A 13068-nucleotide genomic window follows, 5' to 3' on the forward strand; every position below is an offset into this window, starting at 1 on the left:
CGATTGGCTCCAGGCCCGCTGCACGCATGAGTTGAGCTGCGACATCGTGGTCTTTACGGAATGCACGGTGGGTAGCTTCTTGCCCACAGTGGACGCATGCTCCCTGGCCCTCCGCAAGGTTCCCCAAACGTGGGCTGACTGTGCGCCCGCAAACTCGGTGACGTGCTGCCCACGGAACTGTCGATGAGCCGGGATAGGGAACCAGTGGCTCCAAGCCTTTCGACTCCATCAACGCGCGGGCCGACTCCTCCGTCCACACTCGATATCCAAGAGCGCGCAGCGAGCACGGCTGGCATCCGCCCTTACCCGTCCTACTGCCGCGTACGGAGTTGAGCGACGGGGATCTCTCCTCGCCGCATTCCAGATGCATGCTTCGCCAGGGTTTGTCGGCACCAGGGTAAGGTGCGAGCGGCTCAAAACCAGCGGCGCGCATGGTCGAGATCGCGGAGTTTTCTAGCCTGGCACGGCGAGCGGCGCCTCGGGCAATAGCTGCGCAGTGTGCGCAGCAGGAACCGCTTCGGCGGACGGTGTTCAAGTTCGGTGTCACGTGGCGGCCGCACGCCTCATGAATCGATGACCATGGCTTTGCGACACCGGGGAAAGGGACGAGCGGGACTCCTCCCGCGGCGCGCAGAATGCGCTCAGCCTCCGATGGGTCGAAGAACTTCGCCACTGCTACGCCTCCAGGACGAGGCTATCCGGGGCGACCGACATAGCGAACGGTCCGCAGGGGTTGCGCGGCTGCGCCATTTGGCAAGTCTCAGCACTGGCAGAAGGTAGCTTCGATGGTTGCCGAAACGGGGATAACCCAAATCGGCTCAACCGGACAGTGACAGACGCGCTCCTAGTCATCCACGTCATCGACGCCGACCCTGCCATCGAGCACGGATTGAACCTCGGCCTCGAGGGCGATGTTGCCCTGGGCCCCGAGCTCGTTCATGTAAGCCTCGGCCTCTTCAGTGAGTTCTGCATCGCGCGAGATCATGGCGTTCGCGATTATCACGGGAGTCGCCTGCTGACTCAGGGCGAATGCGGCTTGGCCACGTTCGCCGCGTCCGCCGAGCAGGAGCTTCAGAACCGCGAGAGCAGCGGCAGGGTCGGTCGTGGATGCCTGCGCTAGTTCCTTCCCGATCATGTGTCTCTCAGTCGCAATGGTCGGTTCGAGTCGGAGTGCTTCTCGCAGTCGCGGAAGCCACCACTCCGACGAGAACGCACTGCTCTTCACCAGCCAGTAGATGCCTTGGAGTTCCTTGCTGTCCTCGGGCTGCTCTCGAACGTGGCTAATGCGGTCATCCCAGAGAACTGCGAAGCGATCACGAATCGCATCATCCACAGTCGTCGCACGGAAGAAGGACCAAGCGACCGTGCCCAACGATTTGCCGCGAACCAAGGGACTCGTCTTGGTGAAGAACGCCTCGAATACCGGGTCGTTAGAGTTGATGTGGCCGTATACGAATGCGTCGATGACCCATTCGCCGATGCGTGGCAGTGGGTCGGACTCGCCCCTCCAACCAGCTACGAGCGAATCCCCGACGTCGATCGCCGCAAGCATCGCCGGAGTCAGAGCGTCATACATCGCGCGGTTGTAGCGGTGTGTCGCCATGGCCGTCGTGAGCACAATCTGTTGTTCGACCGAAATACCGTCGCGAGTACCGACCAGCTCGTCCAGATGAGCCGCTATCCAGTCCGGCCCGGAGTTGAGAAGCCTGCCGAAACCTTCGCCTAGAGCGGCTCGGCCGGCGCCGTGCCGGTCAACGCGTGACGCCTCGCGCTCAATCACTTTGAGGGCGTCATCCCGCCACGACGCATTCTCCGAGCTGGTGGCGGCCACAATCAGCGCACGGAGCCTGCTTGGCCATTGCCAATTGAGCGACATGTTGAGCGGGTCCCACCCTGAGCCCTCGTGCTGATAGGTGTCGTACTGGGTCCAGGCATCCTCATCATCTGACCGATCGATCAGAAGCCGAGCGAACCGCTCTTCGTAGCGCTTGGGAACCAAGACGGACCCTCGCATTTTGAGCAGTTCCTCGAGCAGGCCGATGGCGGCGTCCTTCGCTCCGCGGTAATCCTTGTCGTCGTCGAAATCACCGCCTTCAATAGGAAAGGGAGAGGCAAGAGGGTGATCAAGGACGTACTCCACTAGCTCGGCCACCTGCGACCAATCGAGTTCGAGACCGGCTTTGCTCGCGGCTTCCCAACCCTGCAAGATCGCGCGCAGGTAGGTGGGGCGAAGCTTTTGCCCTAGCTGCGGCACTCCCTTCAGGGCGAGTGGATTCGTCGTCAGAAGACCTGAGAGCGCTCTGCCTTGGCCTTCGTGGGATGGTTCGGGGCCCCATCCATCGCCGTTGTCATGCCAGCTCGCAAGGTGAACAACAAGCTCGATCGGCGCCATCGCAGCCATTTGATCCTGGCTCGTGTGCGGGTTGGGGCCAGTCCAACTTGTCACTCGACCCATTGGCTCGAGAGGGTTCTCGATCGGGCCATTTGCCTTGTCTAGCTTCGCCAGATCTTTACGTAGATTTTCTGGCAACGCGTCGTGGCCAATTGCAGCGAGCCAACTATGCCGGTATCGCTGAGCCTTCGTCTGAATGCTCGCTTCCCACTGCTCATCGGTAAGACCTTCAGGGCGAACGAGTCGCTCTCGCATCCAAGCGAGGTCAGCTGCGAATGCCTTCGCAAGAAACGGCGTCACCACCGACGTCGCAGACCCGTCTGCGCGAGCGACGGTCTGTGCTAGTCGCGCGTACTCAACCCGAACGTACTCATCATCGGATTCTTCATCACCGAGTAGCTGCTTCGCCTGTTCCAGCAGGGCAGCAACGTTTCCTCCTGTGTCAAGCTCCCGACGAATCGCCTCAGCGGTGACGTAGATGGCGATCTTCCTCAACAGCTTCACGCCGCTACGCAGCAGAATCTTGACCGTTTCTCCAGGGGCCGTGCGAATGGCATCGACCGCAACATCGCGAATGGCATCGATGAGCGCGTCCTCCGGCCGATCTGTGGAGTCACCACGCGCGTCGATCGATGACCGGTCCATTGCACTGAAGTCGTGCTCACCGGAAGCGTGACCGGAAGAGTTGACGTATGTCGTCAGCCAGCCGACGAGCGCCTTGAGCGCGTTATCACCAAGGGCGGGGACGATCCGTGGCAGTTCCTCTTCGTACCAGTACTCCTCCAGGAAAAGCTTCGGCTTTCGGATGGACTGGGTCTCGTCGCTTTGGCGCGGCTCGAATAAGACGTTCGCTAGCCACCGACCAAGTCGGGGCTGTCCGCCTTCGAGGAGATTGATAGCGAGCGACACTAGCGACCGCGACTCGGTTCTCCACCCAATTCCCGACTTCATCCAGGCCTTGATAAGCGGTTCCAGTCGAACGCTGGATTCGACAGGAATCTGGCACGCGATTTCGAACACAGCACGCCGGACCCAGGGGTTGTTGCTCGCCTCGAGTCGGAGCAACACGTCCACCACGTCGTCGGGCGATTGGGGCGCGATGCGAGTCAGATATGACAGTTCGGGCCAGTAGAGGTCGCGGATATACCCATCTTCGGTGGTTTCAGGCTCCGGAGGGTCGGTGAATGCGCCAGCCTCCATTAGCGGACGGACCCAAAGTGGGTTTTCAAGCCCCTCGTAGAACACTCGCCTGAGTTGGTATGTCGGTATCTTGAGTAAGGTGGCCCGAACCTGTTCTGGTGTCGGAGCGCGAAAACTAGGCATCTGTAGGCTCCCCGGTCGTATTGATCTCAGCGAGTAGGTCGTCGATGGCGTGGCGCGTCGCGAAGAAGGGATTGATGACCCCGTCCAACAGCTCGTCGAAGACTTCGACGTGCGAGCGAATCTCGTCATCGCTAGGCAAATCCGCGTCTTTGACATCGCGGTCGTGTAGGTGCGCCCATTTCACGAAGAAACCGCGAGACTCAATCCAGCGCGAGACGGCAACATGGCCAGCGTTCCCATCATCTGTGATCAGGGCAGCGATATCGTCTCTGATTCGGCGCTTCTCATGGACGGCGGCCTTGAACAGTTTGTCCATGGCAGCGGCGACTTCTTGAGGAACCGGGACCAGGTCGCCCTCGCGGTCCAATTCGAGTTCCGGGAATCTTGCGAGCAGATCGGGAAGTGCTTTGACTTGTTCTCCCGAGGGTGGCTTGAACCGAGGGGCCGTCGGCCGGCCAAGCGAACCAAGTACACGATTCATGACCTCACGCATGCAGTGGCAGATGAACGTTACTCGGGTTCGAGGGTCAGCCATTTCAAGCTCACCGCCGAGCAGCATCAAGGCTGTCAGGTAGAAGTTAGCCAGCTCCGACCGTTTGCCCTGAAGCGCAGCGAGAACTCGTCGCTGCCTCTCGTCCATAAATGTGGCTGAGTCGACCATTAGGCCTCTATGCCCCCTTGAAAGCCAAATCACCAAGTCCCCACGCGTTTGCCTGAGGGCATCGTGGACCTTGGCCGCCTACTTGTCACGGTACCGATTCATGACTCTGGCAGATGCCCCACATTCGCGGGACTCATGTGCCGGGGAACAGGCGGACAGTCGCGCGTCCGGAAACCAGCCAGAGGTAAACCTCTTGTGGATGGCTGACGCGATGACTGAAGCACCGCCTGGGCGAGCTCGCCGCGCGTCAGCCGCATTTCGCCGAGTTCCGGAAGAGTGCGTTCGCTTGTGCTGGCCGAGTTATCCGCCAGATTTGCGGTGGGATTCCCTGACCGTCGGAATCTCTCTGAGGCCATAGTGAGGTCGTCTGCTTGTGGCGGGAGGGCATCTCGCCACAGTCCGCCCGGGAGCAGTCCGGCCGGCCGCGCCAATTAACTTGTTGTCGACGAGCTCGGAGGACGTTTTGTGTGGTCAGGCGAAGTTTTTTGGCAAGTCCACAGCTGCCGTCAGACAGGGGTTTGGTTCCCGGGACACGCCCGAGTGTGCAAGCACCCGAAACAAGGATCTGCGCGTTCAGGTTTGTCCGTATATGAGCAAAATCCGAGCGGCAAGGGTCGAGGTCTCGTCCTGCACTCACTTGGGTCATCCGCGAAATGTGCTCAACTTTTCCTTGGGAGGCGCGCGTCAGGGCGATTCCGGCGCACACATCGCAGAAGCGGGACAGTTCCCGGCGCGCATTCCGTAGCGAACAACGTTCGTGGAGGGGGCAGCGCCATGCGACCTGCGGAGATCGCCAAGCAGATCTCTGCCCGGCGGCGTTCACCTCATACCGAGTTGCACTGGGCGCGTGCGGCGGGCGCGAGCGCCGGGCGGACGCGCCCAGCGAACGCGCCGTGTTGACCCGCCTGCCCGCGGCGTCCTAGTATCTGTGGGAACGATCCCACACGATCCACCGACGCTGGCGCGGTCGTGCACCCTCGGAAGGACATGATGGCAAACGGCCTCCGCGCCGTCCTCTCGCTCGACATCGGCGGCACGAAGCTCGCCGTCGGTGTTGTCACGGAAGACGGACGAACCCACGCACTGATCGTCGAACCCACTCGTCGGGAGGAGGGCCCGGGTGCGATCGTTCCCAGGCTGTTCGACATGGGTCATCGCGCGATCGCCGAATCCGGCCTCGAGGTGGAGGCGGTCGGCATCTCCTGCGGCGGTCCGCTCGACGCCAAGGCCGGTGTGCTGACCGGCCCGCTGCACCTCCCCGGTTGGATCGACCTGCCGATCGTCGAGCTCGCCGAGCGCGAGTTCGGCATCCCGGCCGTGCTCGAGAACGACGCGACTGCCGGCGCCCTCGGCGAGTTCCGCTACGGCGCCGCGCGCGACGCCGACACCATGGTCTACCTGACGATCTCCACCGGCATCGGCGGCGGCGCGGTCATCGACGGCCGCCTGCACCGCGGCGCGGCCGGCAACGGCGGCGAGTTCGGCCACGTGATGGTCCGCACCGGCGGCCGTCCGTGCCTGTGCGGGCGGCGCGGCTGCCTCGAGGGATACGCCTCCGGCACCTCCATCGCCCAGCGCGCCCGCGAGGCCGTCGCCGAGCGCGGCGCCGGCTCGACGCTCGCCCAGCTGCCCGTCGTGCGGGCGGAGGATGTGGTCGCGGCCGCCGCGGACGGCGACGCCCTCGCCACCGAGCTCTGGGACGAGACGGTCGACGTGCTCTCCGTCGCCCTCACCGACCTTGTCAACGTCTTCGAGCCCGACCTCGTCGTGCTCGGCGGCGGGGTGACCCGCTCCGGCGACGCCCTGCTCGTTCCCGTGCGCGAGCGCGTCGCCGCCGACGCGATGCCGCCCGCTGCCGCCGCATCCACCGTCGTGCTCGCCGCCCTGGGCGACGTCGTCTGCGTCGTCGGCGCCGGTGCCGTCGCGTTCGACCGGCTCGACCAGCTCGCCGGTGCGGGCGCAGGCGTCCGGAAGGGAGACCACCGTGGCTGAGTGGATGCGACAGCAGCTGGAGGCGCACATCCAGGTCGCCGAGCAGGGCGAGGCACTGCTGCCGGCCCTGCGTGAGGTCGGGAAGCTGCTCTGCGACGCGTTCGCCGAGCGCGGCATCCTGTACACGTTCGGCAACGGCGGTAGCGCGGCGGATGCGCAGCACTTCACCGGTGAGATCATCGGGCACTACGAGCGCGACCGTCGGCCGCTCGGGGCGGTCACGCTCAGCACCGACCCCACGACGATGACCTGCATCGCCAACGATTACTCGTACGACGACGTCTTCTCGCGCCAGGTGCTCGGTCTCGCCCGCCCGGGCGACGTCGTCGCGGCCTTCACGACGAGCGGCCGGAGTGCGAACATCGTCTCAGCGCTCGAAGCGGCGAAGTCGGTCGGCGCCACGACGGTGCTGTTCGGCGGAGGCGACGGCGGCCCGGCGAAGGAGTTCGCCGACTACGCGCTGCTGAGCCCGTCCACGACCACCCCGAGGATCCAGGAATTCCACACGTTCATGCTCCACGTGCTCTCCGAGATCGTGGACGCATGGGCCGACGGCGACGAGGAGTACGCACTGTGACCACCCCCGAGCAGGCAGCCGTCGATTCCGGACTTTCTCCGGCCGACACGCCGCGTGTGGGCGGAGAAACTCCGGAACAGATCGCGGTGGATGCGGCGCAGGAGCCGCGCGAGAGCGCATCCGGGAACGAGGTCGCCGGCGAGACGGGCGCCCCCGACGCGAACGGCAAAGCCCCCGTCGCGAACGCGCCCGCCGGCACCCAGCCGCGCGACCTCCCGCCAGCGAAGCGCCCGACGGCGACCCCGCAGCGCACCCTCCACATGATCGGCAACGCGCACCTCGACCCGGTGTGGCTGTGGCCGTGGCAGGAGGGCTACCAGGAGGCCCGCGCGACCTTCTGGTCGGCCATCCACCGCATGGAGGAGTACCCCGATTTCGTCTTCACCTGCGACCAGATCGTGCTGCTCAGCTGGGTGGAGGAGTCCGACCCTGAGCTGTTCGAGCAGATCAAGCGCCGTGTCGCCGAGGGCCGCTGGGTCAACGTCGGCGGCTGGTGGGTCGAGCCGGACAACAACATGCCGATGGGCGAGAGCTTCGTGCGCCAGGGTCTGTACGGCCAGCGCTACCTCGAGTCGCGCTTCGGGAAGCCGTCGACCGTCGGGATGAATGTGGACCCGTTCGGTCACAACGCGATGCTCCCGCAGATCCTGCGCGGCCAGGGGATGGACTCGTATACGTTCCTGCGGCCCGGCCCGCACGAGTCCGACCTGGCTCCGAGCCTGTTCTGGTGGGAGGCGCCCGACGGCTCGCGGGTGCTGGCCTACCGCATCCCGTTCGAGTACTGCAGCCCGCCCGGCTCGGTCGACGGCCAGACCGAGAAGGCGCTCGCCTCGCTCGACCGCACCGTCGGCTTCGGCGAGAACGCGACCGCGATGGTGTTCTACGGCGTGGGCAACCACGGCGGCGGCCCGACCATCGCGAACATCGAGTCGATCCACCGCTACGACCGCATGGGCTCTTTCGGAAGGATGACGATGTCGTCACCGCGCACGTACTTCGACGAGGTGCTCGGCCGGGGCGAGGCGTTCCTCGACACCCTCCCGGTGCGCCGCGACGACCTGCAGCACCATGCGCCCGGCTGTTATTCGGCGCACTCGGGCATCAAGGCGTGGCAGCGTCGCGCGCAGTTCGCCGTGCTGAACGCCGAGCGCTGGGCGGCGGTGGTCGCCGCGACCGACGGCGTCGACTACCCGCGCGAGCAGCTGGAGACCGCCTGGAAGCAGGTGCTGTTCAACCAGTTCCACGACATCCTGCCCGGTTCGGCGATCGAGCCGTCGTACGACGACGCACGCGACCAGCTCGGCGAGGCCGTCGCGATCTCGAAGCGCATCATCACGCGGGCGCACAACGTCCTCGCCCGCCAGGTGCAGGTCGACCGGGAGGACGGCACGCAGCCGGTCCTGGTCTTCAACCCGCACCCCTGGGCGGTGTCGGTGGATGTGGACTTCCAGTACGGCGCGCAGCGCGCCGGCGTGCACGTGGTCGACGAGAACGGCGAGCCCGTCGTCTTCCAGAACTCGCAGTCGACCGCGACGACGGACGATGTCTCGCGCGGCGCCGTGGTGTTCCGCGCCGACGTCCCGGCTCTCGGCTACCGCCTCTACCGCCTGCGTCCCGGCGCCGGCCCGGGTGCGGCATCCAACGCCCTGACCGTGACCGCCGACACCCTCGAGAACGAGCACGTCCGCATCCGCATCGATCAGGAGACCGGCTGGATCTCGTCCTACCTGGTCAAGGCGACCGGCGTGGATGTGATGGCCGGCGTCGACGGCGCCAAGCACACCCAGATCAACGACGACCCGACCGATACGTGGGGCCACCGGGTCATCTCGTACGCCTGGCCGGGCGCGACGATGGGGCTGAAGCGCATCGTGGTCCGCGAGACCGGCCCGCTGCGGTCTCGCGTCCGGGTCGAGCGGGCGTGGGGCGCATCCACTCTGGTGGAGGAGCTCATCCTCGACCACGATTCGCCTGTGCTGCGGGTCAACGTGACGCTCGACTGGCGCGAACAGGCGCACCTGCTGAAGCTGCGCTTCCCGACCGTGCTCGATGACCCGACGGCGACGTACGAGATCCCGTTCGGTCACCTGGAGCGCCCGGTCGACGGCGCCGAGGAGCCCGCGCAGTCGTGGGTGGATCTGACCGGCACGATCGACGGCGCCGCCGCCGGTCTCACGGTGATCACGACCAACAAGCACGCCTACGATGTGTCGCCGGGAACCGCCGACGACGGCGAGCAGCCGAGTATCGGCGTGACCGCCGTCCGCAGCCCGGTCTACTCGTGGCACGACCCGCGCTTGCTCGACCCGGAGGGCATCTACTCCTTCCAGGATCAGGGCGTCCAGCGGTTCAGCTACGAGCTGGTGCCCCACGCGGGCGATTGGCGTGAGGCCGACCCGATCCGTCGCGCGCTCGTGCTCGGCAACCCGGTGCGGGCGATGCAGGAGTCGTTCCACGACGGCGTGCTGCCTCCCGTGAACTCGTTCGCGAGCGACGGCGGCGATACCGTCATGGTGACCGCGCTGAAGGGCACCGAGGACGAGACGGATGCCCCCGGCGGCGCGGACGTGGTCGTGCGGGCCGTCGAGACACGCGGAGAGGGCGGACGCTCGCGCATCGAGCTCCCGCTGCTCGGGCGCACCATCGAGGAGGACTTCGGCCCGTCGCAGCTGCGCACCTTCGTGGTGCCGGCCGACCCGGCCCAGCCGGTCCGCGAGGTCGACCTGATCGAGCGCCCGCTGCCGTGAGCGCGCGCCCCGAGGTCCGGGCGACCGTCGTCGGTCCCGCTTCCGCGGCGGCAGAGGTGCAGCTGGAGTGGAGCGAGGCGGAGCCCGGCTGGCGGCTCGCGGTGCGCGTGACGTACACCGGCGCGGAGCCGGCCGACGGGTCGGTGCTGGTGGAGGCTCCGGTGCACGGCGCCGACGATCCCTGGTGGCTCATCCCCGGCGCCTTCTACGGCGAGAACCGGCCGGCCGAGAACACCCGGGCGTTCCCGCGCTTCGAGATCGGGGCGAGCACGCCCGAGCAGCACGCGGCCCTGGTGAGCGACGCCTGGGAGTTCCGCGCCGACCGTGCGGCGACGCCGGCGGTGTTCGCCTGGGCGGGGCCGGACCGTGGAGGAGTCGCGCTCGCCGCGGCCGAGACCTCCGTGCTCGGCCTCACCGGCGTCGGGCTCGCGCACGACCCGGAGTGGGGCGACGCGACGGTCAGCCTGCGCTTCCCGTACCGCGAATACCCGGTCACGTACTACGGCGACGACCGCCCGCGGCCGGCCGACGTGGCGACGCACCGCTTCGTCCCCGGCGAGACGGTGGAGCTCGCGGTGCGCGTGTTCGCGCTGGACGCATCCCGCCACACCTACGCCCCGATCCTGCGCGCGCTGCACGCCGAAGCGGCTGAGCACACGACCGAGAATCCGTGGGTGGATGTGGCCACCGCCGCCGACCTCACCGCCGCCGGCCTGCTCGACTGGCACTACGACCCGGACCCCGGCGTGCTGCTGGAGACCGTCGGCTTCGACCGCGAGGTCAGCGGCCGGGACGGGCTCAGCGTCGACCGGCAGGCCATGCACGTGGGCTGGGTCAGCGGCATCCCGTGGGCGTACGCGCTCCTCGCGCACGGGCTGCGGACCGGCCGGCCGGCCGAGGCGGACGCGGCGCGTCACGTCATCGACTTCATCACCGCATCCCTGTCGCCCTCCGGAACCTTCTGGGGCGTCTGGTACCGCGACCACGGCTGGACGCAGAGTTGGACCGAGCTGAAACGCGGACTCCACTCGCGCACCCTCGCCGAGGCGACGCTGTTCCTCGTCCGGGCGCAAGCGCTCGACCCGCACGAGCAGTGGGAGCGCGCCATCCGCTCGAACCTGGACGTCGTCGTCGGCCGTCAGCGCGACGACGGCAACCCCGGATCGGTCCACCATGCCGAGACCGGCGAGGTGCTGTCGTGGTCGGGCGCTTCGGGCCTGACCTGGATCGCCGCGCTGGTGGAGGCCGCCGGACGCGACGACCGCTACCTGACCGCGGCGCTCGCCGCCGGAAGGTATTACGAGCAGTTCGTCGACCGGGAGTTCCTCCACGGCGCCCCGGAGGACGTGGACCTCGCGCCGACGTCGGAGGACGGCTACGCCGCCGTGATGGCCTACGTCGCCCTGCACCGCGCGACCGGCGATCGCCACTGGCTCGATGTGGCGCGGCGCGCAGCCGATTGGATGCTGACCTTCCGCTACACGTACGACGTCACGTTCCCGGCGCACACCCTGCTCGGGGCGTACGGCTTCCGCACCCGCGGCGCCGACAACGCATCGCCGTCGAACCAGCACCTGCACGCCTACGGGCTCGTCTGCACGGCCGAGCTGCGCGAGCTGTCGGCGGCCCTCGGCGACCCGCACTATGCGGAGCGCGCCGACGAGACGTTGGCGTGCTTCCGCCAGTTCATCGCCCGCGAGGACGGCGACTTCAACGCCTACCGCGGCATGGTCAGCGAGCGGTACTACCAGACGGCGTGCTTCCAGCCGAAGGGGATGCTGCTGACGCTCTCGCACGCCTGGAGCGTCGGCGTGACGCTGCTCGCCTGCGAGCAGACGCTGGCGGGCTGAGTGCCGAGGTGCACGTCGTGGTCGCTATCCCGCCCGAATAAGCGCCAATAGTCGCACCTCGACGGCCTTCAGCGGTGGAGGCCCCAGAACGCCCACGGCGACACGTGGTCGATCCACGGATCGCGAACGGGTCGGGGTCGCAACCGCCCCACCCGTCGTGCCCGGTAGTGGATGCGCATCCACCTCCCGATCGTCTCGGCCGGGATCTCCGGCCGATGTCCGACCGCGATGATCTGCTGTGCTGTCTGATCCACGATGACCTCCTACACCGGCTAAGTGTTAATGCCGGTGTCAACACCATGCCCATTGTCGAGACACCTGTCAAGGGCGTATGGTGGTGTCATGGGTCGACAGACGGATCTCGCGTTCGAACGGGAGAACGAGATGATCCCCGCCCAGCTGCGGCTGGTGCGGGACTTCGTCAACACCGTCGAGTATCAGGAGGACGAAGAGGGCTGGGAGAGCCCGGACGACCTCGCCGCGTGGCTGCGGGGCCGCGACCTCCTCGGGGAGGGCGTCGCCGCCACCGAAGACGACCTGGCACTCGCGAAGACCGTGCGCGAGGGCCTGCGCTCGGTGCTGGCCACGCACGCCGGCCACGACGCCGACCCCGACGCACTTCGCAGCCTCGACGACGCGCTCGCCGAACTGCCGCTCCGGCTGTCCTTCGGCGGCTCCGGGTCATTCGCGCTGGCGCCCGCGACCGATCGCGGCGCCCGCGCCGCCCTGACTGGAGTGCTGGATGGGGTGCGCGCCTCCCGCGAGGACGGCAGCTGGTCACGGCTCAAGGTCTGCGATCGCGTCACCTGCCGGTGGGCGTACTACGACTACTCGAAGAACCGGTCCAGCCGGTGGTGCACCATGGCGGGCTGCGGGAACGCGGTCAAGATGCAGAAGGCGCACGCGCGTCGCGCATCCACCTCGGCCTGAGCGGTCAGGTCAGGAGTCTGCGGGTACGTCGGCCCGGGCGTACTCCGACCCTGAGCGCGTGCGCACCAGAATGCCGGCATCGACGAGATAGCGGCGCAGCGTCACGGGATCGTCGCCGAACCGTGTCAGGCGTTCCGTGAGTTCCCGTTCGGTGACGGTCTCGCCGTCGGCGAGCACGCGGTCCCCGATGTGGGCGAGCAGCGCAGCGCGGTCGTCCGCCGCCGCGGGGAAGCGGTCGATCCGGCCGTCGGGACGCAGGAATCGCTCCACTCCCGTGCGGCGCGGCTGCAGCGATGCCGACGTCGCGAGCAGCTCGCGGAAGGCCGTGTCGACCGGCTCGTGGACACCGTCGGCGCGGCGCACCAGGCCGACGCTCTCGAGCAGCGCCAGCGCGCGCCGCTGCCGCGCCGGACTCATCTCGCTTGCCGGGGCGCCGTCCGCGATGAGCTGCGCCCACACAGCGCGCGCGTCTCGGTTGGCGAGCGCGGCGACCACGGGCCGCCAGTCCGCGGGCCGCTGCCCGTCGGCCGGCGTCCCGTCGGCGCTCGCGCTGTCGTCCTGCTCCACGTTCCCAGTCTCCCGCTCGGGTCCGCCGT

9 protein-coding genes are annotated in these 13068 nt (G+C 67.3%); 5 read left to right on the forward strand and 4 right to left on the reverse strand.

Annotated elements, in window-relative coordinates:
* Window positions 1–844: 844 nt before the first annotated feature.
* Together BLR91_RS20065 and BLR91_RS20070 are read right to left on the reverse strand one after the other, a co-directional pair.
* Window positions 845–3637 (reverse strand): hypothetical protein, encoded by a 2793-nt coding sequence (locus tag BLR91_RS20065; protein ID WP_157694609.1) that lies wholly within the window; start codon window positions 3635–3637, stop codon window positions 845–847.
* Between the two features lie 70 nt (window positions 3638–3707).
* Window positions 3708–4376: a hypothetical protein gene (locus tag BLR91_RS20070; RefSeq protein WP_157694608.1), complete on the reverse strand. Its 669-nt coding sequence runs from the start codon at window positions 4374–4376 to the stop codon at window positions 3708–3710.
* Between the two features lie 987 nt (window positions 4377–5363).
* Between BLR91_RS20070 and BLR91_RS18700 the strand changes: the two genes are divergently transcribed.
* Genes BLR91_RS18700 through BLR91_RS18715 form a run of 4 tightly spaced genes read left to right on the forward strand, consistent with a single transcriptional unit; the run spans window position 5364 to window position 11542 of the window.
* Window positions 5364–6368, forward strand: coding sequence for an ROK family protein (locus BLR91_RS18700; protein ID WP_089879131.1), 1005 nt, complete (start codon window positions 5364–5366; stop codon window positions 6366–6368).
* On the forward strand, window positions 6361–6945 hold the full coding sequence (locus BLR91_RS18705; protein ID WP_089879128.1) for a D-sedoheptulose-7-phosphate isomerase: 585 nt from the start codon (window positions 6361–6363) through the stop codon (window positions 6943–6945). The genes BLR91_RS18700 and BLR91_RS18705 overlap by 8 nt, the downstream gene beginning before the upstream one ends.
* A complete protein-coding gene (locus tag BLR91_RS18710) occupies window positions 6942–9692 on the forward strand; it encodes an alpha-mannosidase (RefSeq protein ID WP_089879125.1) in 2751 nt (916 codons plus the stop codon). The genes BLR91_RS18705 and BLR91_RS18710 overlap by 4 nt, the downstream gene beginning before the upstream one ends.
* A complete protein-coding gene (locus BLR91_RS18715) occupies window positions 9689–11542 on the forward strand; it encodes a hypothetical protein (protein WP_089879122.1) in 1854 nt (617 codons plus the stop codon). Before BLR91_RS18710 ends, BLR91_RS18715 begins: the two co-directional genes overlap by 4 nt.
* A gap of 68 nt (window positions 11543–11610) precedes the next feature.
* On the opposite strand, the gene BLR91_RS18720 is transcribed toward BLR91_RS18715, so the two are convergent.
* Entirely contained in the window at window positions 11611–11796 is a 186-nt protein-coding gene (locus BLR91_RS18720) for a hypothetical protein (RefSeq protein WP_089879119.1), read from the reverse strand.
* An 88-nt stretch (window positions 11797–11884) separates the two neighbouring features.
* Here BLR91_RS18720 and BLR91_RS18725 point away from each other — a divergent pair, with 88 nt between their 5' ends.
* Window positions 11885–12472 (forward strand): CGNR zinc finger domain-containing protein, encoded by a 588-nt coding sequence (locus BLR91_RS18725; RefSeq protein ID WP_089879116.1) that lies wholly within the window; start codon window positions 11885–11887, stop codon window positions 12470–12472.
* 9 nt (window positions 12473–12481) lie between these two features.
* On the opposite strand, the gene BLR91_RS18730 is transcribed toward BLR91_RS18725, so the two are convergent.
* Entirely contained in the window at window positions 12482–13039 is a 558-nt protein-coding gene (locus BLR91_RS18730; protein ID WP_089879112.1) for a DUF2087 domain-containing protein, read from the reverse strand.
* Between the last annotated feature and the right edge of the window lie 29 nt (window positions 13040–13068).

This window comes from Leifsonia sp. 466MF, assembly GCF_900100265.1.
In the GTDB taxonomy this organism is placed as follows: Bacteria; Actinomycetota; Actinomycetes; order Actinomycetales; family Microbacteriaceae; genus Leifsonia.

Coding starts and splice junctions, on each gene's coding strand:
- BLR91_RS18700 (WP_089879131.1), top strand. CDS start 5,364: ATGATGGCAAACGGCCTCCGCGCCGTCCTCTCGCTCGACATCGGCGGC.
- BLR91_RS20070 (WP_157694608.1), bottom strand. CDS start 4,376: ATGGTCGACTCAGCCACATTTATGGACGAGAGGCAGCGACGAGTTCTC.
- BLR91_RS18725 (WP_089879116.1), top strand. CDS start 11,885: ATGGGTCGACAGACGGATCTCGCGTTCGAACGGGAGAACGAGATGATC.